The organism is Bradyrhizobium sp. CCBAU 45321 (assembly GCF_028128975.1).
In the GTDB taxonomy this organism is placed as follows: Bacteria; Pseudomonadota; Alphaproteobacteria; order Rhizobiales; family Xanthobacteraceae; genus Bradyrhizobium; species Bradyrhizobium yuanmingense.
Genome location: NZ_LFKZ01000002.1, coordinates 129,956 through 152,850, shown reverse-complemented (window position 1 = coordinate 152,850; position 22,895 = coordinate 129,956). Strand labels below are relative to the sequence as shown.

Below are 22,895 nucleotides of genomic sequence, written 5' to 3'. Positions count from 1 at the left end.
CAAGTCTTGCCAGCCGCGTGGCCCCTCAGGAACCGGCTTCCCTCATCTTAGCCCCGAGCTGTTGTTCCCGGATCACCATTCCGCCGGCGACGCCGACGCCAATGACGTACATCCAGCCCTCGTGGAAGTCGAACAAATGCGAGTTGAACAGCGAGGTGAAGACGTTCTGCACCACCACCAGCAGCCCGATCCAGTTGGCAAGCCCGTCGCCGCGAAACACCCGGAGATGCAGTATCCAGATCGCGTAGAGAATGGCGACGCCGATCGCGCCCCATTGCACCGCAACGTTCAGCGTCTGGTTGTGCGGGTTGCCGACCACCTCGGCCGACGCCCGCCGCTGACCGGCGGGCGTAGCGACGCGTTCGAACAACCCGCGGGTCGAACCGGTGCCGTGCCCCAGGACCGGCGCCTCCGCGAAGAAGCCGAACGACTTCCGCCAGAACTCGAGCCGCATGCCCATGGAGGTTGCCTCGCCCCGTTCCACATAGCCGGTGTAATCGGTGGTAAACCTCTCGGCGGTGTGGCGCAATTGCGGCGAGGCCTGCCAGGCGAGAACTGCGCCGACGAGCAGCGCGCCGGAGATGATGGCGATGCTGCGCCATTTGAGGTGAAGCAGTGCAAACACGCCGAACATGATCGGAATGGTGACGAGCGCGGTGCGCGACACCACCACGAAGGTCATGTTGATGAAGAAGCTCAGCGCCAGCGCCGTCAGCAGCGCGGCGAACCAGTACCGCTTCTCGCGCAACAGCATCACGATCGGATAGGCCAGCGCAACCGCGCAAAGCGCGAATTCCTGGCTCTGGTCGATGTAGTTCTTGACGAAGATGCCGCGTTCGGGCGGGTCGGTCTTGAGCGCGAGGTTCGGGTAAAAGGCGACCAGCCAGGACATCACCGACAACAAGGCGCAAGACACCAGGAAGGCGACGAAGACCCAGCGGCCGCGCGGTGAGCGCTCGAAATGATAGAGCAGGACCGGCAGCACGAGCAGCTTGACGGTCGGATTGACCGCGTAGAGGCGCGCACCCCAGGCCGCGTCCGACCATAGCGTCCCCAGCAGCGCGAGAAAGACGAGCGCGATCGGCGCAATGCAGATCGGACGCTTCAGGGACTGCAGGAAGTCGCGTAGATCGAGGAACGGCACCATGCAGAGCAGCATCAGCGCGTTGAATATCCCCGCAAGCGAAGTCGACCAGGGCAGCGAGGCCGCGGTCAGGATCGCAAACAGATCGACCGTTTCACGCCAGGCCGCCGGACTGCGCAGGCGCCGCCGCAACATCTGGCCGGGGGTCTCGCGTGCGAGCGCCGTCACTTGCCCCCTCCCCGGGCGCGATGAACCAGCGCCGTCGTGCTGAAGCCCTGGAGGATGTCGACCAGCACGACTGCCCCGCCCGCGGCCTCGACCACCTCATGGCCGACGACCTGTTCGCGTGTGTAGTCGCCGCCCTTCACCAGCACGCCGGGCTTGATCCTGGTGATCAGGTCGATCGGCGTGTCCTCCGTGAAGATGACGACGAGATCGACGGCCTCCAGTGCGGCGAGCACCTCGGCACGCGCGCGCTCGTCCTGGACCGGACGATCGGCACCCTTCAGGCGCCGCACCGAGGCGTCGCTGTTGAGCCCCACGATCAGGCGATCGCAGGCGGCGCGCGCCGCGGTCAGCACCTTGACGTGGCCGGGATGGAGAATGTCGAAACAGCCGTTGGTGAAGCCGACGCGCAGGCCCTGCCTGTTCCATTCGGCAACCTGCGCGTCGAGTGCGGCCGGATCGAGCACGATCTTCTCCTCGGCGGCGAGCGTTGCATGCGGCAGGATCTTGCGTCGCAGCTCGGCCGCGCTGACGCTGGCGGTGCCCTGCTTGCCGACCGCGACGGCGGCGGCGGCGTTGGCCATGCGCAGTGCCGTGTCCCAGTCCGCGCCGGCCGCGAGCGACACCGCAACCGCAGCGGCGACGGTGTCACCGGCGCCGGAGACGTCGCGCACCTTCACCGTGACGGCCGGCACGTGGACGGCCCCGCCATTCCGGGGCACCAAGGTCATGCCGTGCTCGCCCTGGGTGACCAGGATCGCCTCGCAGTCGGCGAGCCGCATCACGTCCTCGCTGGCCTCGACGATGCTCTGCACCGTGTCGGCGCGGCTGCGGGTCGCTTCCGAGAATTCCTTGCGGTTGGGGGTGAGCAGCGTGGCGCCGCGATAGATAGCCCAGTTCAGGCTCTTGGGATCGACGATGACGGGCTTGCCGAGCTTGCGCGCGGCATCGATGGTGTGGCGGATCACGCGCGCCGTCAGCACGCCCTTGGCATAGTCGGACAGCAGCACGATATCGGCGCGCGCGATCTGCGGCAGGATCGCGTCGATCAACTTCGTTTCGACCTCGTCGGACGCAGCCAGCGCCTGCTCCCAATCCGCGCGCAGCATGTGCGTGGAAAAATGTTCGGAGACGAAGCGGACCTTTCGCGTGGTCGGCCGCGAGGCGTCGCGCACCAGCACGCTCTCGATGCCGGCTTGATCATTGAGCGCGGCCTCGAGCCGCGTACCGGCGTCGTCCTCGCCGACGAGGCCTACGAAGATGCAGCGCGCGCCGAGCGAAGCGACGTTGCGCGCGACGTTGCCGGCGCCGCCGACGTGGATCTCGCTGCGCTGGGCGGCGATGACGGGCGCCGGCGCTTCCGGCGAGATCCGCGACACCTCGCCGTAGACGAACTCGTCCAGCATGATGTCGCCGATGCACAGCACCGTACGGCCTGAGATGGCTTGCGCGAGGGCATCGAAATCGAGAATGGGCGTCGGCATGGTCGAAAGGGCCTCAGCGAAAGCGGTCGGGCCGGTCGAGATAATCCCCGACATAGGCCTTCACCGCGTCCTCGAGCGTCGTGAAGCCGCCGTTATAGCCGGCGCGGAGCAGACGATCGACCTCGCTCTGGGTGAAATACTGGTAGCTGTCCCGGATCTGCTCGGGCATGTCGATGTATTCGATGTTGGGCCTGGTGCCGAGCGCCGCATAGGCAGCCAGCATGATGTCCTTGAAGCTGCGGGCCTTGCCGGTGCCGACGTTGAACAGGCCGGACACCGACGGCGTCGCGAGCAGCCAAAGGACCACGCGCACGACATCGTCGACATAGATGAAATCGCGACGCTGATCGCCGTCCTCGATGCCCTCGCGATGCGACTTGAACAGCTGCACGACGCGGCCTGCCCTGACGTCGTCGAAGCGCCGCGCCAGCACGCTCATCATCGAGCCTTTGTGATATTCGTTCGGCCCGAACACGTTGAAGAATTTCAGGCCGGCCCATTGGGGCGGGAGCCGATCGCCGCGGGCCACACGTTCGGCGACAGCGAGATCAAACAGGTGCTTGCTCCAGCCGTAGAGATTCATCGGCCGCAACTTCTTCAGCGCCGGCAGCGAAGAATCGTCGTCGAAGCCTTCCGTGCCGTCGCCATAGGTCGCCGCCGAGGACGCGTAGATGAACGGCACCGCATTCATCGTGCACCAGTCCAGAAGGCGCATCGACAGGCGGAAATTGGTCTCGACGACGAGATCACCGTCGGTCGCCGTGGTCGCGGAAATCGCCCCAAGATGGATCATAGCCTCCAGCTTGCGGCCCTTCAGCCAGTCCATCAGCTCGGTCGGGGGAACGATATCCACAAGCTGCCGCTTGGCGAGGTTGCGCCATTTGCCTTCTGTTCCGAGGAGATCGCAGATCACGACGTCGCTGCGACCGGCCTCGTTCAGCGCGGCCACGACATTCGATCCGATAAAACCGGCCCCGCCGGTCACCAGCAACATTCCACCTACCTGCCCGAATTTTAGATGCCCGATCCTGCCCTAGCGCATGATCCGCCAAAGTGTAAGCTGTTTTGGGATTGCTCTTCTGCCGCCTTTACCTGCCGGCCCGGAGCGGCTAACCGAGCCGCCATATCGGCACGTGTTCGGCCCTCATAACGAATGAATATTGATTCGCAACTTGGTAGTGATGCAGACCGGAGCGACACACGCCCGATCCTGATCGTCCCCTACATGTGGATCGGCGATTTCGTGCGGAATCACACCGTCGTGCGGGTCCTGAAGGAGCGCTGGCCGAACCGGCCGGTCGACCTCCTCACCACCTCCCTGTGCGCCCCGCTGGTGGACTACATGCCCGGGGTGCGCGCCGGCATCGTCTGGGACATGCCGCGCAGCCGGTTGGCCATCGCCCGCCAGTTCGGCTTGGCAGGGCTGCTGCGGAAACAGAACTACGGCACCGCCCTGGTGCTGCCCCGGACCTGGAAGGCGGCCATCGCGCCGGCACTGGCCGGTATTCCTGAACGGATCGGCTTCGTCGGCGAGTTCCGGTTCGGCCTGCTCAACCGCTGGCGCTGGGGTGAGAAGAAGCTGCCCCGCTTCATTGACAAAAACGCCGCCCTCGCCCAGCCCGACGGCGCGCCCCTGCCGGCGGAATGGCCGGTGCCGCAACTGCGCGTCCCGGCCGAGGAGATCGCCCGCTGGCGCGACGCCAATGGTCTCGGCGCCGGCGCCGCGGTGGCGCTCGCCCCAGGCTCGGTCGGCGTCTCCAAGCGCTGGACCAATTATCCGGAAGCCGCCCGCCTGCTGGTCGAGCGCGGCCTCGAGGTCTGGGTGGTCGGCGGCCCCGCTGAAAAGGGCCTCGCCCAGGAGATCGTCGCCGCCGGCGGCCCGGGCGTCCGCGATCTCACCGGCACGGACTTGCGCAACGGCGTCCTCGCCATGGCCGCGGCCGGCGTTGCGATCTCGAACGATTCCGGCCTGATGCACATCGCAGCCGCCCTGGGCACGCCGACCATGGGCATCTTCGGTCCCACCAGCCCCTACCTCTGGGCCCCGCTGAACGGCCTCGCCGCGACATTGGTGCAGGACAAGGAAAAGCTGTCCTGCCAGCCCTGCCAGAGCACGGTCTGCAAGATCAACGATCACCGCTGCATGCGGAATATTGCGGCGAGCGAGGTGGTGGGGATCGCGGAGAGGGTGCTGGGGGAGGCTGGGGCGCGGACTTAGATCTAAGGCGATCGCGGCTCGCGCCGATGATGACATCCTGCCACTGTTTTGCCCGACGAGTCAAAATTCGTTCGAAAAATCCGCAATCTCTCGAACCCTCCGCCAACTCCTTGATTTTGCTGACCCCGGCTACTGTGCATGGGGTTGTTTTCGCGGTTTTGTTTGCGACAGGCGAAAACGGCCTCAGAGCAGCGGCCGATAGACCTCGCCGATCCGCGCCGCTTCGGCATCGAGGCTGAATCGTTCGAGCACCCGTGCCCGCCCGCGCTCGCCCATCACCGTCGCCGCGGCCACATCGCGCATCAGCGGCTCGAGTGCTGCCGCCAGCGCGGCGGCGTCGCCCGTCGGGATCAGCACGCCGGTGACACCATCCTCGACGACGAGCTCGGCCGCGCCGGCACGCGCGGCAACCAGCGCGCTGCCCGCCGCCATCGCCTCGATCAGCGTCAGCCCAAAGCCTTCGTTGCGCGAGGTGAAGGCGTAGATGGTCAACCGCTGATACCAGCGCTGCACTGCTTCGATCGGCAGCTCGCCGGTGATGACGATGCGCGATTGCAGGCCGGCTGCCTCGATGCGCTTCTTCAGGTCGTTGGCAAAGGGCGTCTGCTCGGCCGTGACCTGTCCGACGATGACAGCAGTGAAATCCGGATAGTGCGGCAGCAAGCGGCACATCGCATCGACGAACAGATCGGTGCCCTTCTGCGCCCGCACGCGGCCGAAGCAACCGATGGCATAGCGGCCCGGCAGGCCGCTTTCGGCAAAGGCCCCGGCGCGGTCCTGCGGCGGCGCATAGACGTCGGTGTCGACACCATGCGGGATCACCGTCGCCTTCACCTTCAGGAACGAGGCCGAGAGATCTGATGTTGCGATGATCGCGTCCATGCGCCGGATCAGCCAGCGCGTGATCCAGCTGTGGTGCCGCTGCGCCGCCGAGGTGAACACGAGCTTGAGCGGCCAGCCGAGCGCGCGCAAGCCAACGCCCGCGATCATCTCGTTGTTGCGGCGCGCATGCCAGATCATAGGCCGCTTGCGGCGCCAGAGCTTGAGGAAATCTCCGATGCTCAGGCGCGCGATCCCCGCCGGCGCGTCCGAGCCGAACCAGGCCGCGCGATACAGTTTCGCCAGCCGCGGCGCCACCATCCGGTTGGTCGCGGTGACCCCGGAATAGCGCCTGTGCAGATTTGGCACGATCACTTCGAGATCGCCGGGGGAATTCGCCACGTCACACTCCGTTTCGCAAAGTCCCTATACGCAACATTAAGCATAGTGACCAGTTCAGCACCGCCGATACCCCCTCTTCACCACGCAAGCGCTAGCCTTGCGCGTTGATCGAAGACGGGTGAGATCATGACTGTGCTAGTCACCGGCGGCGCCGGCTATATCGGAAGTCACACGGTCCTGGCGCTGGCGGAAGCCGGCGAGGACGTCGTCGTGATCGACGATCTCTCCACCGGCTTCTCGGCCTACCTGCCCGAAGGCGTGCCGCTGTTCATCGGCGATGCCGGCGACGAGAACCTGCTCGAAGGCGTGATCGCCCAGCACGACATCGAGAGCATCATCCATTTCGCAGGCTCGGTCGTCGTGCCGGATTCGATGCGCGATCCGCTCGGCTATTACCGCAACAACTTCACCACCGCGCGTAACCTGCTCAACGTCGCGGTCAAGCGCGGCATTGGCCGCTTCATCTTTTCCTCGACCGCCGCGGTCTACGGCAATCCGGACCAGGTGCCGGTGCCCGAGCACGCGCCGACGCGGCCGCTGTCGCCTTACGGCTCCTCGAAGCTGATGACCGAGATCATGCTGCACGACGTCGCTGCCGCCTACGGCATGCAATACGTGACCTTGCGTTATTTCAACGTCGCCGGCGCCGATCCGCAGGCGCGCATCGGGCTAGCCACCGTCGGCGCCACGCACCTGCTCAAGATCGCGGTTGAAGCCGCCACCGGCCAGCGCGCCAAGATCGACGTGTTCGGCACCGACTATCCGACCCCGGACGGCAGCTGCATCCGCGACTTCATCCACGTCACGGACCTGTCGCAGGCGCATCGCTCGGCCCTCGCTTATCTGCGCAATGGCGGCGCCTCGACCACGCTGAATTGCGGCTATGGCCGCGGCTATTCGGTGCTGGAGACCATCGACGCGGTGCGCCGGGTTTCGGGCCGCAGCTTCGCCGTGCAATACGCCCCGCGCCGGCCCGGCGACATCATGACCATGGTCGCCGACACCAGCCGCATCCGCAGCCTGCTCGACTGGCAGCCGCAATACGACGACCTCGAGACCATCGCGGCCCATGCGCTGGCCTGGGAGGACAAGCTGTTCCGCGAGCGCCACGGCGAGCTTCGCCACGCCGCCTCCGCCTAGAATCATCCCAAGCGCAAGCCCTTAATTGGGCTTGAAAAACCCGGCTTGACCGGGCACAGAGGCCCATCGATCCCTGACGCGCGGGCAGGCTTTGTCCTGCGCCGTCAATGGACACCGGATGGCCCAGTTTCCAAAGAAAATCACCGACGATCCCTACGCGGCAGCGGTCCTGATTCGCCGCCTGATCACGGAACAGGGAATCGTCTACTGGCGACGCTACCTCGTCGCCTTCGCGCTGATGGCGCTCGCGGCCGGTTCGACCGCTGCTGCGACCTACGTCCTCGGCCAGGTCATCAACCAGGCCTATGTCGACAAGAACATCCCGGGCATCGCGATGTTCTCGGCCATCACGGTCGCTCTGCTGTTCGTCAAGGGTGTGGCAACCTACGGCCACATGGTGATCCTGACCAAGATCAGCAACGCGATCCTCGCCACCAACCAGCGCCAGCTGTTCGCAAAATTGATGCGCGAAAGCGTCGGCTTCTTCTCCGAGCGGCACTCCTCTGAATTCCTCGCGCGGCTGACCGCCGGCGCCAAGTCGATCACCGACGTGCTCAACATGCTGGTCAACGCCATCGGGCGCGATCTCTTGATGCTGCTCGCCATGATCGGGGTGATGGTCTGGCAGGACCCGCTGATGTCCTTCATCGGCCTCGTCGCGGTGCCGCCGGCGATGCTGGTGCTGCGCAAGCTGGTCAAGCGCATCAAGGGCCTCGCCTTCAACCAGTTCACCGGCACCGCCGACATCATGGAGACGATGCAGGAATCGCTGCAGGGCATCCGCACCGTCAAGGCGTTCACGCTCGAAGAGACCATGCAGAAGCGCATCGACGAGAACATCGCGGTCGTCGAGCGCAACGCCAACAAGATGGCCCGCGTCGCCAACCGCTCCAACCCGCTGATGGAGATGCTGGGCGGTTTCGCCGTCGCGGGCTGCCTGATGTATGGCGGCTATGCCGTGGTCGCGCTCAACGCCACGCCCGGCGCGTTCTTCTCCTTCATGACCGCATTCCTGATGGCGACCGAACCGGCCAAGCGGCTGGCCCGGCTCAACATCGATCTCAACAGCCAGCTGGTCGGCGCCCGCATGCTGCTCGAGGTCGTCGACAGCCCCGCGAGCGAGCAGTCCGACGATGACAAGCCGGCGCTGAAGCTGAAAGATGCCCGCATCGAGCTGCGCGACGTCAGCTTCTCCTACCGCTCGGGCGAGACCGTGCTCAACCGCATGAGCTTCGTCGCCGAGCCCGGCAAGGTGACTGCGCTGGTCGGCCCCTCCGGCGGCGGCAAGTCGACGGTGCTGGGGCTGCTCCTGCGCTTCTACGAGGTGACGCAGGGCGACATCGTGATCGACGGCCAGTCGATCTCGTCGGTCTCGCGCAAATCGTTGCGCGCCCAGACCGCCTATGTCGGCCAGGACGTCTACCTGTTCCGCGACACCATTCGCAACAACATCGCCTTCGGCAAGCCGGGCGCCAGCGAGGACGAGATCGTCGAGGCGGCGAAGGCGGCTTGCGCGCACGACTTCATCACGGGCTTTCCGCTCGGCTACGACACGCCCGTCGGCGAGCACGGCACCCAGCTCTCGGGCGGACAGCGCCAGCGCATTGCGGTTGCGCGCGCGCTGCTCAAGAACGCGCCGATCATCCTCTTGGACGAAGCCACCGCAGCCCTCGATTCCGAATCCGAGCGGCAGGTGCAGGAGGCGATCGAGCATCTCTGCCAGAACCGCACCACCATCGTGATCGCGCACCGCCTGCACACCATCATGCACGCAGACAGCATCCTGGTGATCGAAGGCGGCGAGATCGTCGAGCAGGGCGGCCATGACGAGCTGCTCCGTCGCGGCGGCCGCTATGCCTCGTTCTTCCGCCTGCAACATCACGACGCCGGCGCTCTGGCGCCGATCAGCGCAACCGCATAGAGTTCGTTTCACCTCAAGAGCAGCGAGACCCGCATGAACGCCGCCTCCTACGTCATCCCGCTTCCGCCCCAGGCTTCGCTTCCCGTCGTCGGCGAGAGCGGCCGTTATCCGGTGCGCCGCATCTGGTGCGTCGGCCGCAACTATCTCGAGCACATTCGCGAGATGGGCAATGACGAGCGCGCCCCGCCGTTTTTCTTCGCCAAGCATGCCGACATGCTGGTGCCCGACGGCGCCACCATTCCCTATCCGCCTCTGACCAAGGATCTGCATCACGAGGTCGAGCTTGTCGTCGCGATGAAGAGCGGTGGACTGAACATTTCCGCCGACAAGGCTCTGGACCATGTCTACGGCTACGCCGTCGGCATCGACCTCACCCGGCGCGACCTCCAGATCGCCTCGCGCAAGAAGGAGCGCCCGTGGGAGATCGGCAAGTCGTTCGACTATTCGGCGCCCTGCTCCGCGCTGCAGCCGGCCTCGAAGATCGGCCATCCCTCCAAGGGCAAGATCTGGCTGACGGTCAACGGCAAGGAAGCGCAGAAGGGCGACCTCACCGAATTGATCTGGAACGTGCCCGAGATCATCTGGCAGCTCTCCCAGCAGGTGAAGCTCGCCGCCGGTGACATCATCATGACCGGCACGCCCGCCGGCGTGTCGCAGCTCCAGCCTGGCGACAAGCTCGAATGCGGCGTCGACGGCATCGGCACGCTGAAGGTCAGCATCGGCCAGCCGGAATAAGGCTCGCTGCAGCTCGAACTCAAAAGGCCCCGGAATGGGGCCTTTTGCATGTCGATCGTGCAGGCGGTCGAGCTACCAGGCCTTCACCGGCCGATTGGCGTGGCTCGCCTGCGGCACACCGCGATTGAGCGACATGTGCGAATGCACGCACAGCCAGCCATCGCCGTTCCTCGAAAACACCATCGTCGCGCGGCCCGGGCGCGCGAACGTGCTGCCATCGGGATGATAGCCCGTGCTCGTCCACGGCGCGACGACGGTTGCCATCATACCGTCCGGTGATGCCAGAACGGAGGTCTGATCGAGGACGAAACGGAAGTCGGTCGTCTTCGGCCAGACATTGTCCCATTGGGATTTGATCCATTGATCGAGGCCGGGGATGACGTCGCTATGAGTGCCGAAGGCGAGCACGTCCGGATGGAAGAGCGGCCGCGCCGAGGCGTAATCGACCTCGCGGACATAACCCGCGAAGGTGTCCAGCCATCGGCGGAAGAACTGCGTGATCTCAGCGTTCGCGGTCGGCAAAGGGGCCATCACCTGCTCCGATTCGGCAACAATCGCGGCGATCTTTGTTGCCACGTGCCGGACTATCCAGCAAGATTTGCGCTCCGGGATCACTCGATCGCGTCAAGGTAACGTCACAGCCGGGCTCGATGCTTCGACATCGGCCGGCTCCATCGTATGGAGCCAGATTCATGAACCGCGTCCTTCTGCTCGCAGCCTCCCTCCTCCTCACCAACAGCGCGGCCGGCGCACAGTCCAGTCAACCCTATGCCGGCCTCGAGAAGCGCCCCATCAAGGCGCTGTCACAGCAACAAATCGACGATCTCCGCGCCGGACGCGGGATGGGCCTGGCTCTTGCTGCGGAGCTCAATGGATATCCCGGTCCCAGCCACGTACTCGAGCTCAGTGATCGTCTCGGCCTGACCGCCGATCAGCGCGCCGAGGTTCAACGGCTGTTCGACGCCATGAAACAGGAAGCCGTTCCGCTGGGTAACAAGCTCGTCGAGCAAGAGAGAGCGCTGGAACACCTCTTCTCGTCCCGTGCGATCACATCGGAAGCGCTCAAGACCAGCATCGGGGCCATTGCCGAAACTCAGGGGCAGCTCCGCGAGAGCCACCTCAAATACCACCTGTCAACCGCTGCCTTGCTCGATCAGAGCCAGATGCAGCGGTATGCAGAGTTACGAGGCTATCAGCGTCCCGACGGCTCCGCAGGGCACAAGCACAAGCACCATCACTAGACAATGCCGACCGAGATCAGACAATCGCGCCAGGGCGGATCGAGATGAGGCATGGCGGACCAAGCTTCGCTGATCCGCGCCCCGTGCATTTGCCTCAATTCAGTGCCGAATACACGATCAGCCCGAGGATCAGCGCCGTCAGCGAGTATTTCAGCGTGTAGTAGACGTTGCGGTTCCACTCCTTCACCTTGCGGCTGGCGAGGTGGATTTCGTAGAGCTTGCCGAACACCTTGTTGAGCACGCCGACGTGCTCACCATCGACATTCTGCGTCGCCGACGCCTTGACGATGTGATGGCTGACCCAGCGGTTGATCGCGGTCATGAAGCCGTACTTCATCGGGCGCTCGACGTCGCAGAACAGGATGATGCGGTTGACGTCGGTCGCATTCTCGGCACTGTGGATGAAGGTCTCGTCGAACATGAAGGCCTCGCCATCGCGCCAGACGCATTCGACGCCATCGACGAGGATCCGGCACTTGTTCGAGTTCGGCGTGACCAGGCCGAGGTGATAGCGCAGAGAGCCGGCGAAGGGATCACGGTGAGCGCCGAGCTTGCCGCCGGGCGGCAGTATCGCGAACATCGCGCCATGCACGCTCGGGATCGATTTGAGCAGCTCCACCGTCTTCGGGCACAGCGTGTTCGCCGACGGCAGAAAGTCGTCGTACCATTTCAGGTAAAACCGCTTCCAGCCGCTCTTGAAGAACGAGTAGAAGCCCCAGTCGTTGTTCTTCGCCGCCGCGCGGATAAAACCTTCATCGAACAGGCGCACGGCTTCGTCGCGGATGGTCTCCCAGTTCTCGCTGAGGAGCTTCAGCTCCGGAAACTGATCGACCGAGATCACCGGCTTGTTCGGCACCGCCGAGCCCGCATACATCAGCACATTATAAGGTGCGAGATAGGTCGAGTGATCGCCAAGCTGGCGCGCGAAGCGCAGCCGCTCCTTGCCGCGGAAGTGGACGTAAATCGTCGAAGCCGCAAGCACGTACAAAATGACGAGCTGCGGCGCAAAAAGCTGTTTCAACATTTCCCCAATCCCCAAGTGACCCAGCCGGGGTGTCGTGTAGGCCGACCCGGCCGGAGCGGCAAGATATTCACCGCTGGGTTGCAATCACGCCGGGGAGAGCAAGGGGATGGACTGGGGTCCAAACTGGCCGAAACGAGCCGAATCAAGCCCGCGACAGCGCCTGCAGGCCCTTGAAGGTCAGGCGCTTAGGGTCGGTGACGCCGGCGAGATAGAGGCGGCGGATGAAGGCGATGACGGCGTCGCGGTCGCAATCGGTCAGCGCGACGACGGCGTCGACCGCTATTCTCTGGGCTTCCATTGGGCTCACCTCGGCCTTGCGAGTAACCCCGGCCGAGACAGGGTAGGACTCATCCGTTAAATCGGCGTTAACCGTTCCGGAACCATCGCCGATTCAGCCGCCCCGCCGTATACGCGAAAACGCGCATTGCGGAGGCATGAAGCGGCTCAGCGCGCCTTGATGCTCTGCTTCAGCAGCGCAAACTGCTTCTTCAGCCGGGGCACGGCGAAGTCGGTGAAGGCGCGCACCTTGGGCAGCGAAAGCCGGCCCTGCGGGCAGATCAGATGCGCCGGCATCTCCGGATCCTCGTCGTCCGCCAGCACGATCTCGAGCTCGCGGCGCGCGACCTGCTCGGCCACTTGATACGAATACATCCGCGCCACGCCGCGCCCGGCCACAGTGGAGGCCACTGCCGCATAGGTGCTGTTGACGACGAGCCGCGGGGTGAACTGCACGGTGCGCGGTGCCGATGAGCCCCGCTGCGGCGCAAAGGTCCAGGAATTGGGCAGATGCGCCATCGCGACGATCTGGTGTTTGGCGAGATCGCCCGGCTCGGTGATGCGCGGATGCTGTTTCAGGTAGCGGGGAGCTGCCACCACGACGCGGCTGATCCCGCCGACCCGCATCGCCACCATCGCCGAATCCGCCAGCGGACCGATGCGAAGCGCGATATCGACGCCTTCCTCGATCAGATTGACGGCACGGTCGAACAGCAGGAGTTTTGCCGACACGGTCGGATAGGCGTCGAGAAACGCGTCGAGGATCGGCCGCAGTACCATCTCGCCCGAGACCACCGAAGCAGTGATCGTGAGCAGACCACGCGGAGCCGTGCGCGGTCCGGCCGCGATGGCCTCGGCCTCCTCCAGATCGGTGAGCACGCGGCGGCAGATCGCGACATAACGCTCGCCTTCCTCGCTCAGCTTGATCGAACGTGTCGTCCGGTGCAGCAGCTCGGCGCCGACCCGATGCTCCAGAAAGGCGATGGCGCGGCTCACCGCCGCCGGCGAGCGGCCGAGCTTGCGTCCTGCGGCAGCCAAACTGCCCTCGTCCACCGCAAGGACAAACACCTTCATCGCGTCCAAACGATCCATGCGCTCGCCGCACCCCCCTGAGATTTCGGCTGAAAGCTAGGCGTTTGCGCCGGCTGCGACAACCTCCGCAAAGATCGATCCGGCATTCGTTCGCGCCGCGAAAGAGTGTCTGCCGGGCAGCGGATATTCGCAAGCAAGCCGCCGCAGCGTACCTCAACGCCCAAGCCAGCCGCCGCTGGCGCAGGTTTTCAAGCCAACAACAGGAGCCCGTCATGGGTATCGAGCAGAAGGTCGCCATCATCACCGGTGCATCGCAGGGTATCGGCGCCGCCCTGGTCCAGGGTTTTCGCGACCGCAACTATCGCGTCGCCGCAACGGCGCGCTCCATCAAGCCGTCGGGTGACGACGACGTCCTCGCCGTTGCAGGCGACATCGCCGACCGGTCCACCGCAGAGCGCGTGGTGTCGCAAGCGATCGCCCGCTTCGGCCGGATCGACACGCTGGTCAACAACGCGGGCATCTTCGTCGCAAAACCGTTCACGCAGTACACGGCCAAGGACTATGCCGCAGTGATGGGCACCAATGTCGCGGGCTTCTTCAACATCACGCAGCTCGCCATCGCCGAAATGGAGAAGCAGGGGTCTGGCCACCTCGTCCAGATCACGACGACGCTGGTCGATCAGGCCAATTCGAATGTGCCCTCGGTGCTGGCCTCGCTGAGCAAGGGCGGGCTGAACGCCGCGACCAAGTCGCTCGCGATCGAATACGCCAGGCGCGGCATCCGCGTGAATGCGGTGTCGCCCGGCATCATCAAGTCGCCGATGCATCCGGTCGCGACGCACGCGCAGCTCGACGCGCTGCACCCGGTCGGCCACATGGGCGAGATGTCCGACATCGTCGATGCCGTGCTCTATCTCGAACGTGCCTCCTTCGTCACCGGCGAGATCCTGCATGTCGACGGCGGCCAGAGCGCCGGCCACTGAGCGGAGGAGAACGACAATGCCCATCGTCACCATTCAAGTGACCCGCGAGGGAACGGCGCCGGGTGCGGCGTCGCTCACGGCGGAGGAGAAGGCCGCACTGATCAAGGGCTCGAGCGAGCTGCTGCGCGATGTGCTCGGCAAGCCGCTCGAGTCCACCTTCGTCGTGATCGAGGAAGTCGACACCGACAATTGGGGCTGGGGCGGCGTGCCCGTGCAGGAATTCCGCCGCCGCGCCACCCAGACAGGATGATCTGCACGCCGTCGCGCGCAAGAGGATGACATGATCTCGGCGCGATCGTCGGCCCGCTCGTCACCGGCCATCTCGGCGAGGATCTATGCGCAAAGCGGCGGAGACTGTCTCGTCCTGTTCTGCCTCGGTGGCGGTGCGGTGGTACTGGCACTGGCAATCGATCTCGGCGGCGCCCTGATCGTCCCGCGCAGATCCTGAGCGGGATGATGGCAGGCGAGCTGCATCAACTGGCACTGGGCTTTGTCATGCTTTGAGCAAGCGACCTCAGCAACTCCGTTTGCTTCAGGACCAACTCACATTGCTTTCGCGCATGCGTGCCCGACAGCTCAACCAACTCCGCCAGCGTTTTTGCACGGCCTAGCTCCCGCGCATACTCCAAGGTCGCGCCCGCATTGACCTTCATCAGTTCGAGCACGACGGTGCGACACTCGGCTGCCGTCCCAATCGCGTCGATGAGATCGCTTTCCGCGACGGCGGCTTCATTGGCCTCTGAACTCACACTGGCCAGCCGTGACTTTGCGAGGTCGTTGGCGTAGTTGAGCGTAGCGCTCATGCCGTCCAAAGCGCGGGCTTGATACTCCTTGACCATGTCCACGATGAGATCAGTGGTGGTGCTGCTCGGAGGTTCAGGTGTTGCAACGATGACGCTGGCCGCTTCTTGTACCGGAACAGTCATCGGAGCAGGCGCTTCCTGCGCGATCTGCGGCGCATCCTGGGGGAAGACGACCACTGGGCCCGGCGGCATGGCCAAGCCCTCGTCGACCGCACGGCTCACTTCCGCCGCCAGTTCCAGCAGCGAGCGACGCCCGGTGCGTGCAACGTCAGCAGGCAGCTTTGAGCGCGCCTTTCCCATAATCATCCGACTCCTCGGCCAAGTGCGCCGCGATCCAACCCCACAAACTTTCAATTTCGTCCGAAGCTTTGCCCGCCGGTGCGAACTCCGTCACGCCCAACCCTGCTCCGAGTGCATCCTGGTGATCGTTACGCTGCGCAATAAACGGGAGTGCAAGCACGCCGAGCGAGCTTAGCGATGTGGCAGCTTCGCTCAGCCGGCACCCTCGGGTCGGTGTCTGATTGAGGATGAAGGCAAATCGGCGGTTGAGCCTGCGAATAGCGATCAGTGTGGGAATTGCGGCTTCGATGTCGGCCGGGCTCGGGCGCGCCGGGATGAGACAGAGATCGGCGCAGGCGATGACGCGCAGCGCCAGGCTGTTGGTCGTGGCAGCTGTGTCGATGATGGCAAGCCAAACGCCTTCGGCCTTCAGCCGCGCGATCAACGGTTCGATCTCGGCAGGATCGGCAACGCGCTCGACGCGGGGATAGGGATGATCGCGGCGCTCTTTCCATTTCGAGATCGTACCTTGCGCGTCCGCCTCAATGAGAACGACGCGCTCAGCGCGCTCCATTGCTGCCACCGCCAGTCCAACGGACAGCGTACTCTTGCCGCTTCCGCCTTTTTGCGTGACTAGGGCAAGGACGTGCATGTCCCGCGCTCCCCTTAAGACGGCAACGACGCGGAACTCAGACGTTGTCGGAACTAAACTTCTTGCAGCGCAAAAATACTACCGCAAGTCGCGATTCGTCTCAAGCGAACGCGAGGCTATCCCGGTATCCTAAGTGTCAAGATCAGGAATACTGCATCACGCCATCGTCGATCCGACCGAAGCGCAACGAGACGACGTCGAGCGCGTAGTTCTGGTGGAGCCGCCACGGACGTTTCGAGCCCTGCTTCGGCATTTTGGCGATCGAGCGCTGCACGTAGCCCGAGGTAAAATCGAGCGAAGGCTCCGCGGTGATGGTGGGATCGTCATTGTGCGGCATGCACTGGCGGAAATTGTGCCGGTCCATGTAATTGATGAGGCGACAGACATATTCGCAGGTGAGGTCGCATTTCAGCGTCCAGGACGCGTTGGTGTAGCCGAAGGCCGAGGCCATGTTCGGCACGTCGGCATACATCATGCCCTTGTAGGTCAGCGTGTTGGCGAAATCGACGGAGCGGCCGTCGACGCTGACCTCGAGGCCACCGGCGACCTGGAGCACCAGCCCGGTCGCCGTCACGATGATGTCGGCCGCCAGCTCGCGGCCGTCCTTCAGGCGGATGCCGTCATGCGTGAAGGTGTCGATCTCGCTGGTGACGACGCTGGCGCGCTGCTCGCGGATCGCCTTGAAGAGGTCGCCATCGGGCACGAGGCACAGCCGCTGGTCCCAGGGATTGTAGCGCGGCGTGAAGTGGGTCGCGACGTCGTAGTCCGGGCCGAGCGCCATCTGCACGCCCTTGAGGATGAGATCCTTCACCTTCGCCGGCCTGCGCCGGCTGAGCTGGAAGAAGAACATCCCCCACATCACGTTGCGCCAGCGGATCAGGTGATAGGCGAACCTCGCCGGCAGGTTGCGGCGCAGCTTGTTGGCGACTGGATCCTGCGCCGGCCGCGACACCACATAGGTCGGCGAGCGCTGCAGCATGGTGACCTGCGCCGCCTTCTTGGCGAGCTCCGGCACCAGCGTCACCGCTGTCGCGCCCGAGCCGATCACGACGACACGTTTGCCCGCGTAGTCGATGTCCTCGGTCCATTTCTGCGGATGCACGATGCGGCCGGCGAAATCAGCGGCGCCCTTGAACTCCGGCGTGTAGCCCGCCTCGTATTTGTAATAGCCCGAGCACATAAACAGGAAGTTGCAGGTGAAGCGCACCACCTCGGTCGCGCCCTCGCTCGTGATGTGCTCGGCTTCGACGGTCCAACGAGCATCCGGCGTCGACCACGCCGCGCGCTTGACGCGGTGGTGGAAGCGGATGTGCTTGTCGATGCCGTTCTCGCTAGCAGTCTCGCGCACATAGTTCAGGATCTGCGGCCCGTCGGCGATCGCCTTCGGATCGGTCCACGGCTTGAACGAATAGCCGAGGGTGAACATGTCGCTGTCGGAGCGGATGCCGGGATAGCGGAAGAGGTCCCAAGTGCCGCCGATGCAATCGCGTCTCTCGAGGATGACGTAGCTCTTGGCCGGACACTTGGTCTGCAGATGATAGCCGGCGCCGATGCCTGATAGCCCGGCGCCGACGATCAGCACGTCGAAATGTTCTTGTTGCATGGTTTCCTCCGCCGGCGCGGATTGTCCGCCTGCCGCTGCTGGCCGTCAATCGGCAATCAACGTGCCGCAACTGCAAAGCGAGTTGAATTCCATGCCCCGAAACAACAAAGCCCCGGATCGCTCCGGGGCTTTGCGTCGATGGTTGGTCGAACCGGCGGATCAATACCGGTAATGATCGCTCTTGTACGGGCCTTCCGGCTTCACGCCGATATAGTCGGCCTGGTCCTTGCGGAGCTCGGTGAGCTTGACGCCGATCTTGGAGAGGTGCAGGCGGGCGACCTTCTCGTCGAGCGTCTTGGGCAGCACGTAGACCTTCTTCTCGTACTTGCCGTCCTTGTTGTTGGCGAACAGCTCGATCTGCGCCAGCGTCTGGTTGGTGAAGGACGCCGACATCACGAAGGACGGATGGCCCATCGCGTTGCCGAGGTTCACGAGGCGGCCCTCCGACAGCAGGATGATGCGGTGCTTGTCGGGGAACTCGATCTCGTCGACCTGCGGCTTGATGTTGGTCCACTTCAGATTGCGCAGAGACGCGATCTGGATCTCGTTGTCGAAGTGGCCGATGTTGCAGACGATGGCGCGATCCTTCATCGCGCGCATGTGCTCGATGGTGATGATGTCCTTGTTGCCGGTGGCGGTGACGAAGATGTCGGCCCGCGGCGCGGCGTCTTCCATGGTCACGACCTCGTAGCCTTCCATCGCCGCCTGCAGCGCGCAGATCGGATCGACCTCGGAGACCATGACGCGGCAGCCGGCCTGGCGCAGCGAGGCGGCCGAGCCCTTGCCGACGTCGCCGAAGCCGGCGACCATCGCGACCTTGCCCGACAGCATCACGTCGGTGCCGCGGCGGATGCCGTCGACCAGCGATTCACGGCAGCCATAGAGGTTGTCGAACTTCGACTTGGTGACGCTGTCGTTGACGTTGATGGCCGGCCACAGCAGCGTGCCTGCCTTCTGCATGTCATAGAGACGATGCACGCCCGTCGTGGTCTCCTCGGAAACGCCCTTGATGCTGTTGGCGATCCCGGCGAAGTAGCCCTTCGGCTTTTCCTTGAGCTGCTTCTTCAGAAGCGCGAAGAACACTTCCTCTTCCTCGGAGCCGGGCTTGTCGAGGAAGGCGGTGTCGCCGTTCTCGGCGCGCAGACCGAGATGGACATACATGGTGGCGTCGCCGCCGTCATCGAGGATCATGTTCGGGTGACCGCCGCCGTGCCAGTCGAACAGCTTGGCGGTGTAGTCCCAGTACTCGGTCAGCGTCTCGCCCTTGACGGCAAAGACGGGAATGCCGGCGGCGGCGATCGCAGCGGCAGCGTGATCCTGCGTCGAATAGATGTTGCAGGAGACCCAGCGGATGTCGGCGCCGAGCGCGGCGAGCGTCTCGATCAACACGCCGGTCTGGATCGTCATGTGCAGCGAGCCGGCGATGCGCGCGCCCTTCAGCGGCTGCTTCGGGCCGTACTCCTCGCGGGTGGCCATCAGGCCGGGCATCTCGGTCTCGGCGAGCGAGAGCTCCTTGCGGCCGAAATCGGCGAGCGAAATGTCCTTGACGATGTAATCGGTGAAGCCGGGCTTCGCGTTCATGTCTGTTTCCTAATCAGTGAGGCTGGCGTGTCAGTAGCAAGGCAAGCTGAACGCTATGTGGCACCATTCTCCCTCTCCCCGTTCTTACGGGGAGAGGGCCGGGGTGAGGGGCTCTATCCAAGCACCGAGCTTGCGGAGAGTCCCCCTCACCCGCCGCTTCGCGGCGACCTCTCCCCGCAAGCGGGGCGAGGTAAGAGCGTTAGAGCGCGCGCTTGAGCTGCTCGACGAGATCGGTCTTCTCCCAGGAGAAGCCGCCCTCGTTGTCGGGCGTGCGGCCGAAATGGCCGTAGGCCGAGGTGCGCGCGTAGATCGGCCGGTTGAGATCGAGATGAGTGCGGATGCCGCGCGGGGTGAGGTCCATCGCCTTGGCGGCGGCCTTCTCGAGCTGGTCTTCCGAAACCTTACCGGTGCCGTGGGTGTCGATGTAGATCGACAGCGGGCGCGCCACGCCGATGGCGTAGGCGAGCTGCAGCGTGCAGCGGTCGGCAAGACCGGCGGCGACGATGTTCTTGGCGACGTAGCGCGCGGCATAGGCCGCGGAGCGGTCGACCTTGGTCGGATCCTTGCCGGAGAACGCGCCGCCGCCATGCGGGGCCGCGCCGCCATAGGTGTCGACGATGATCTTGCGGCCGGTCAGGCCGGAATCGCCGTCGGGACCGCCGATGTAGAACTTGCCGGTGGGGTTGATGTGCCAGATCGTCTTCGGCGTGATCCAGTCTTTCGGCAGCGCCTCGCGCACATAGGGCTCGACGATGTCACGAATCTGCTTGGACGAGATGTCCTCGACCAGGTGCTGGTGGGAGACCACGATCTCGCGCACGCCGACCGGCTTGCCGTTCTCGTACTGCACGGTCACCTGGCTCTTGGAGTCCGGACCCAGCACCTTTTCCTTGCCGGAGTGACGGGCTTCGGAGATGAGGCGGAGGATCTTGTGGGCGTAGAAGATCGGCGCCGGCATCAGATCGGGCGTCTCGTTGGTGGCGTAGCCGAACATGATGCCTTGGTCGCCCGCGCCTTCTTCCTTGACCTCGCCCGGCTGCAGCGCATCGACGCCCTGGGCGATGTCAGCCGATTGCGGGTGCAGGAGGATCTCGATGTCGCAGGTCTTCCAGTGGAAGCCTTCCTGCTCGTAGCCGATGTCCTTGATCGCGCCGCGCACGACGCCCTCGATCTGCTCGTTGGTCACCGACTTCGGGCCGCGGGTCTCGCCGGCGATCACCACCTTGTTGGTGGTCGCGAGCGTCTCGCAGGCTGCGCGGATCTGCCAGGGGTCGATGCCCGCCTTCGGCCCTTCACGGTAGAACAGGTCGACGATCTCATCGGAGATCCGGTCACAGACCTTGTCCGGATGGCCCTCGGACACGGACTCGCTGGTGAAGAGATAGGACGCGCGCATCAGTAACCCCTTGTTCCGCCGCTAGCCGGCGGGCGTTTGCGATGTTTACTTTTGATGATGTCAATCACGCCGGCGCGAGATGACGTAGGATTCGTCGAGAAACCAGAGCCCGTTGTACTTCCGCAGCACATCCCTGGCGGCATCCAGAGTGCGGCCGCTTTGAGTCATTTCTGTCAATCGGTCGTCCTCAATCTGAGCGACATACACCGCCGCATTCCACGCTGCAAAGGCCGTCGAGGTTCCGATGGTGCCGGTGACCTCGTTGGGCAGAGCTTCCATATCATACCTGAAGATCGAACGATTGTCCGCGTATGCATTAAAATTTAAGTCGCGGCCCACCGATCCAAGTTCATACTTAACGGCACGCAGTAGCTCATGACGGCTGACTGAGAAAGGGTTTTCTCCCGGCCAGATCGCCTGGATCATTTCCATGCCTGGATCCTGCCCATGGGAGTGGATTCCGATCAGCCTGCCGCCCGGCCGCAGCGCCCGCGCCAGAGGTGCAATGATCCGCTTGGCCCGGAAATTGACCGATGACAGGGCTCGGTAGGGCTGGGATGCGATGACGAGGTCGAAATTGGCCTCAGTCTGGCCCGGCCGCGGAATGGTCGAATCCAGCAGGAACCTGTGGTCCTCGCGATAGAGCACGAGAACGACAGGCCGCTCGTAGAGCGGCATGGCCGTGCGTGAGCTGATCGCAGCGCGCCAGTTCTGCTCCAGAAACGGCCTCAGCTCCGCGATCTGCTGCTCGAACTCGCCCGACGAAGCGCCGCGGAGCGGCACCTCGTGCCAGACGGTGGCAGCGGCTGCAGCAGGCGATGCTGGGGTCAGCCAGGGCGCCTCGGCGTAGAACATGTTGGTGAACACGAACACCGATGCCGGGTGCTCGAAAATGCGGTCCGGCACCTTCTCCAGCGTCAGGCGCAAATCCTCCAGGCTGAGCTCCTTGCCCGCGACGTAGAACGGCATGTGCGGAAAGCGCTGGTGCGTGGCGCGCAGCACCCGCGCCAGCACCGTTCCGTCGCCGACGCCGGCGTCGAACAGACGCAGCGCCGGCGGGCGCGGATGGATGGAGGCAAGCTCGAGCGCGACGCGGTCCGCGATCACCCGCTTTTCGCTGCAGGTGTGGACGAACAGCAGGTATTTCTGACGGTTCTCGAAGAAGCGGAAATTGCCGCGCGGATCGCGCTTCTCGGGCGGCACTTGAAGTCCCCGCGGCGGCGGCACGCCGCCGGCCATTGACGCCGCCATATAGGCCTGGATCCGCTCCAGCGTGTCGATGGTGATGCGCTTTCCCTCGCGCAGGCGGTGCACCAGCTTCCCATCGTTCACCGCACGCCGGCCGAACGTCGATTCCGCCATGTCCGCCTTGCGGCAGAAGTCGGTGATCTGGCTCAGTATTTCGTCGTTCTTCATGAGTGGGAAATCGGTGGGCAGACGGATTGGGACCAATCTCCTAGCAAAATCTGCCCACTGAGGGAATAGCGGATCCAAGCGCCTCCTTCACAGTTTGCTCCGGCCGCGAGCCGCGCCCCACTCTGGCCCCGCCGAGTAACAACTGGCGCTTCTCCTCTGATCGCGTCCTTACCGTGCGCGCCTGCCCGGTCGCCCTGCTCGCCGCGATCCTGTGGTCCGCCGGCGGTCGGGCAGGCACGCACAATCAGCTCGAGCCGAGCTGCACGGCGGACACGACGCCGGCGGACAAGATGATCAATGCCTGCGAAGGAATCATCGCGTGGGAGGTGCAGGGGCACGGCCCGCCGAGCGGCACGAGCTCAATCGCGGCAAAGCCAGGCGCGGCAAGGTGATCTCGACCACGAAGAACAAGCACGTGCCCATGGTCGAACTCCTCTCTGTTAAGTCTATCTGGCGGAGAAAGTGACTCGTGCCCGGACGCAGCGCAGCGCTTCTCAGCGGTGCGCTGCAGAGCTGAGGCCTATAGCTCCGCGCAGCAAGTCGAGCAGCATGGATCCCGGCTCTGCGCAGCAACGCTGGAG

Annotated in this window: 23 protein-coding genes; 9 read left to right on the top strand and 14 right to left on the bottom strand. The window is 64.4% G+C overall.

Annotated elements, in window-relative coordinates:
- Positions 1-25 precede the first annotated feature (25 nt).
- The 3 genes from ACM43_RS00745 to rfaD are packed head-to-tail and all read right to left on the bottom strand — an operon-like array spanning position 26 to position 3,787.
- Positions 26-1,312: an O-antigen ligase family protein gene (locus ACM43_RS00745; protein WP_271537409.1), complete on the bottom strand. Its 1,287-nt coding sequence runs from the start codon at positions 1,310-1,312 to the stop codon at positions 26-28.
- Positions 1,309-2,793 (bottom strand): D-glycero-beta-D-manno-heptose-7-phosphate kinase, encoded by a 1,485-nt coding sequence (gene rfaE1, locus ACM43_RS00740; RefSeq protein ID WP_271537408.1) that lies wholly within the window; start codon positions 2,791-2,793, stop codon positions 1,309-1,311. Before rfaE1 ends, ACM43_RS00745 begins: the two co-directional genes overlap by 4 nt.
- A 13-nt stretch (positions 2,794-2,806) precedes the next feature.
- A complete protein-coding gene (gene rfaD, locus ACM43_RS00735) occupies positions 2,807-3,787 on the bottom strand; it encodes an ADP-glyceromanno-heptose 6-epimerase (protein ID WP_271537407.1) in 981 nt (326 codons plus the stop codon).
- A 159-nt stretch (positions 3,788-3,946) separates the two neighbouring features.
- On the opposite strand from rfaD, the gene waaF reads away from it, so the two are divergent.
- A complete protein-coding gene (gene waaF, locus ACM43_RS00730) occupies positions 3,947-5,011 on the top strand; it encodes a lipopolysaccharide heptosyltransferase II (RefSeq protein WP_271537406.1) in 1,065 nt (354 codons plus the stop codon).
- Between the two features lie 183 nt (positions 5,012-5,194).
- On the opposite strand, the gene ACM43_RS00725 is transcribed toward waaF, so the two are convergent.
- Positions 5,195-6,232, bottom strand: coding sequence for a glycosyltransferase family 4 protein (locus tag ACM43_RS00725; protein WP_271537405.1), 1,038 nt, complete (start codon positions 6,230-6,232; stop codon positions 5,195-5,197).
- A 126-nt stretch (positions 6,233-6,358) separates the two neighbouring features.
- Here ACM43_RS00725 and galE point away from each other — a divergent pair, with 126 nt between their 5' ends.
- The 3 genes from galE (at position 6,359) to ACM43_RS00710 (ending at position 10,028) form a co-directional block, all read left to right on the top strand.
- The gene (gene galE, locus ACM43_RS00720; RefSeq protein WP_271537404.1) at positions 6,359-7,372 is read left to right on the top strand and encodes a UDP-glucose 4-epimerase GalE; all 1,014 of its coding nucleotides are present in this window, start codon (positions 6,359-6,361) and stop codon (positions 7,370-7,372) included.
- Between the two features lie 118 nt (positions 7,373-7,490).
- A complete protein-coding gene (locus tag ACM43_RS00715; protein WP_271537403.1) occupies positions 7,491-9,293 on the top strand; it encodes an ABC transporter ATP-binding protein in 1,803 nt (600 codons plus the stop codon).
- 33 nt (positions 9,294-9,326) lie between these two features.
- The gene (locus tag ACM43_RS00710; protein WP_271537402.1) at positions 9,327-10,028 is read left to right on the top strand and encodes a fumarylacetoacetate hydrolase family protein; all 702 of its coding nucleotides are present in this window, start codon (positions 9,327-9,329) and stop codon (positions 10,026-10,028) included.
- A 72-nt stretch (positions 10,029-10,100) separates the two neighbouring features.
- On the opposite strand, the gene ACM43_RS00705 is transcribed toward ACM43_RS00710, so the two are convergent.
- On the bottom strand, positions 10,101-10,559 hold the full coding sequence (locus tag ACM43_RS00705; protein WP_271537476.1) for a YybH family protein: 459 nt from the start codon (positions 10,557-10,559) through the stop codon (positions 10,101-10,103).
- A gap of 161 nt (positions 10,560-10,720) precedes the next feature.
- Here ACM43_RS00705 and ACM43_RS00700 point away from each other — a divergent pair, with 161 nt between their 5' ends.
- The gene (locus tag ACM43_RS00700; RefSeq protein ID WP_157288076.1) at positions 10,721-11,269 is read left to right on the top strand and encodes a Spy/CpxP family protein refolding chaperone; all 549 of its coding nucleotides are present in this window, start codon (positions 10,721-10,723) and stop codon (positions 11,267-11,269) included.
- Positions 11,270-11,363: 94 nt separating this feature from the next.
- Here the strand turns inward: ACM43_RS00700 and ACM43_RS00695 are convergent, their stop codons facing one another.
- The 3 genes from ACM43_RS00695 to ACM43_RS00685 form a co-directional block, all read right to left on the bottom strand.
- Entirely contained in the window at positions 11,364-12,293 is a 930-nt protein-coding gene (locus ACM43_RS00695) for an aspartyl/asparaginyl beta-hydroxylase domain-containing protein (RefSeq protein WP_271537401.1), read from the bottom strand.
- Positions 12,294-12,435: 142 nt separating this feature from the next.
- Positions 12,436-12,591, bottom strand: a complete 156-nt coding sequence (locus tag ACM43_RS00690) for a hypothetical protein (protein WP_007612486.1) — start codon at positions 12,589-12,591, stop codon at positions 12,436-12,438.
- Between the two features lie 146 nt (positions 12,592-12,737).
- Positions 12,738-13,661: a LysR family transcriptional regulator gene (locus ACM43_RS00685; protein ID WP_271537400.1), complete on the bottom strand. Its 924-nt coding sequence runs from the start codon at positions 13,659-13,661 to the stop codon at positions 12,738-12,740.
- 212 nt (positions 13,662-13,873) lie between these two features.
- On the opposite strand from ACM43_RS00685, the gene ACM43_RS00680 reads away from it, so the two are divergent.
- The 3 genes from ACM43_RS00680 to ACM43_RS00670 are packed head-to-tail and all read left to right on the top strand — an operon-like array spanning position 13,874 to position 15,032.
- Positions 13,874-14,584, top strand: coding sequence for an SDR family NAD(P)-dependent oxidoreductase (locus ACM43_RS00680; RefSeq protein WP_271537399.1), 711 nt, complete (start codon positions 13,874-13,876; stop codon positions 14,582-14,584).
- Positions 14,585-14,600: 16 nt separating this feature from the next.
- Positions 14,601-14,834 carry a tautomerase family protein gene (locus tag ACM43_RS00675; protein WP_271537398.1) on the top strand — a complete coding sequence of 78 codons (234 nt, stop codon included), beginning with the start codon at positions 14,601-14,603 and terminating at the stop codon, positions 14,832-14,834.
- Positions 14,835-14,864: 30 nt separating this feature from the next.
- Positions 14,865-15,032 carry a hypothetical protein gene (locus tag ACM43_RS00670; RefSeq protein ID WP_271537397.1) on the top strand — a complete coding sequence of 56 codons (168 nt, stop codon included), beginning with the start codon at positions 14,865-14,867 and terminating at the stop codon, positions 15,030-15,032.
- Between the two features lie 25 nt (positions 15,033-15,057).
- On the opposite strand, the gene ACM43_RS00665 is transcribed toward ACM43_RS00670, so the two are convergent.
- The 6 genes from ACM43_RS00665 to ACM43_RS00640 form a co-directional block, all read right to left on the bottom strand.
- Positions 15,058-15,687, bottom strand: a complete 630-nt coding sequence (locus tag ACM43_RS00665; RefSeq protein WP_271537396.1) for a phasin family protein — start codon at positions 15,685-15,687, stop codon at positions 15,058-15,060.
- The gene (locus ACM43_RS00660) at positions 15,656-16,318 is read right to left on the bottom strand and encodes a ParA family protein (RefSeq protein WP_271537395.1); all 663 of its coding nucleotides are present in this window, start codon (positions 16,316-16,318) and stop codon (positions 15,656-15,658) included. The genes ACM43_RS00665 and ACM43_RS00660 overlap by 32 nt, the downstream gene beginning before the upstream one ends.
- A gap of 142 nt (positions 16,319-16,460) precedes the next feature.
- On the bottom strand, positions 16,461-17,921 hold the full coding sequence (locus tag ACM43_RS00655; protein WP_271537394.1) for a flavin-containing monooxygenase: 1,461 nt from the start codon (positions 17,919-17,921) through the stop codon (positions 16,461-16,463).
- 159 nt (positions 17,922-18,080) lie between these two features.
- A complete protein-coding gene (ahcY, locus tag ACM43_RS00650; protein WP_157285529.1) occupies positions 18,081-19,502 on the bottom strand; it encodes an adenosylhomocysteinase in 1,422 nt (473 codons plus the stop codon).
- Positions 19,503-19,701: 199 nt separating this feature from the next.
- Entirely contained in the window at positions 19,702-20,898 is a 1,197-nt protein-coding gene (metK, locus tag ACM43_RS00645; protein ID WP_271537390.1) for a methionine adenosyltransferase, read from the bottom strand.
- Between the two features lie 60 nt (positions 20,899-20,958).
- Positions 20,959-22,314 carry a hypothetical protein gene (locus ACM43_RS00640; protein ID WP_157285531.1) on the bottom strand — a complete coding sequence of 452 codons (1,356 nt, stop codon included), beginning with the start codon at positions 22,312-22,314 and terminating at the stop codon, positions 20,959-20,961.
- 173 nt (positions 22,315-22,487) lie between these two features.
- On the opposite strand from ACM43_RS00640, the gene ACM43_RS00635 reads away from it, so the two are divergent.
- Positions 22,488-22,706, top strand: coding sequence for a hypothetical protein (locus ACM43_RS00635; protein ID WP_271537387.1), 219 nt, complete (start codon positions 22,488-22,490; stop codon positions 22,704-22,706).
- The last annotated feature ends 189 nt before the right edge of the window (positions 22,707-22,895 follow it).

Excerpts from the sequence above, each read along its gene's own strand:
- rfaE1 (WP_271537408.1), bottom strand. The coding sequence starts at position 2,793 with ATGCCGACGCCCATTCTCGATTTCGATGCCCTCGCGCAAGCCATCTCA.
- rfaD (WP_271537407.1), bottom strand. The coding sequence starts at position 3,787 with ATGTTGCTGGTGACCGGCGGGGCCGGTTTTATCGGATCGAATGTCGTG.
- waaF (WP_271537406.1), top strand. The coding sequence starts at position 3,947 with ATGAATATTGATTCGCAACTTGGTAGTGATGCAGACCGGAGCGACACA.
- galE (WP_271537404.1), top strand. The coding sequence starts at position 6,359 with ATGACTGTGCTAGTCACCGGCGGCGCCGGCTATATCGGAAGTCACACG.
- ACM43_RS00715 (WP_271537403.1), top strand. The coding sequence starts at position 7,491 with ATGGCCCAGTTTCCAAAGAAAATCACCGACGATCCCTACGCGGCAGCG.
- ACM43_RS00710 (WP_271537402.1), top strand. The coding sequence starts at position 9,327 with ATGAACGCCGCCTCCTACGTCATCCCGCTTCCGCCCCAGGCTTCGCTT.
- ACM43_RS00705 (WP_271537476.1), bottom strand. The coding sequence starts at position 10,559 with ATGGCCCCTTTGCCGACCGCGAACGCTGAGATCACGCAGTTCTTCCGC.
- ACM43_RS00700 (WP_157288076.1), top strand. The coding sequence starts at position 10,721 with ATGAACCGCGTCCTTCTGCTCGCAGCCTCCCTCCTCCTCACCAACAGC.
- ACM43_RS00695 (WP_271537401.1), bottom strand. The coding sequence starts at position 12,293 with ATGTTGAAACAGCTTTTTGCGCCGCAGCTCGTCATTTTGTACGTGCTT.
- ACM43_RS00690 (WP_007612486.1), bottom strand. The coding sequence starts at position 12,591 with ATGGAAGCCCAGAGAATAGCGGTCGACGCCGTCGTCGCGCTGACCGAT.
- ACM43_RS00685 (WP_271537400.1), bottom strand. The coding sequence starts at position 13,661 with ATGGATCGTTTGGACGCGATGAAGGTGTTTGTCCTTGCGGTGGACGAG.
- ACM43_RS00680 (WP_271537399.1), top strand. The coding sequence starts at position 13,874 with ATGGGTATCGAGCAGAAGGTCGCCATCATCACCGGTGCATCGCAGGGT.
- ACM43_RS00675 (WP_271537398.1), top strand. The coding sequence starts at position 14,601 with ATGCCCATCGTCACCATTCAAGTGACCCGCGAGGGAACGGCGCCGGGT.
- ACM43_RS00670 (WP_271537397.1), top strand. The coding sequence starts at position 14,865 with ATGATCTCGGCGCGATCGTCGGCCCGCTCGTCACCGGCCATCTCGGCG.
- ACM43_RS00665 (WP_271537396.1), bottom strand. The coding sequence starts at position 15,687 with ATGGGAAAGGCGCGCTCAAAGCTGCCTGCTGACGTTGCACGCACCGGG.
- ACM43_RS00660 (WP_271537395.1), bottom strand. The coding sequence starts at position 16,318 with ATGCACGTCCTTGCCCTAGTCACGCAAAAAGGCGGAAGCGGCAAGAGT.
- ACM43_RS00655 (WP_271537394.1), bottom strand. The coding sequence starts at position 17,921 with ATGCAACAAGAACATTTCGACGTGCTGATCGTCGGCGCCGGGCTATCA.
- ahcY (WP_157285529.1), bottom strand. The coding sequence starts at position 19,502 with ATGAACGCGAAGCCCGGCTTCACCGATTACATCGTCAAGGACATTTCG.
- metK (WP_271537390.1), bottom strand. The coding sequence starts at position 20,898 with ATGCGCGCGTCCTATCTCTTCACCAGCGAGTCCGTGTCCGAGGGCCAT.
- ACM43_RS00640 (WP_157285531.1), bottom strand. The coding sequence starts at position 22,314 with ATGAAGAACGACGAAATACTGAGCCAGATCACCGACTTCTGCCGCAAG.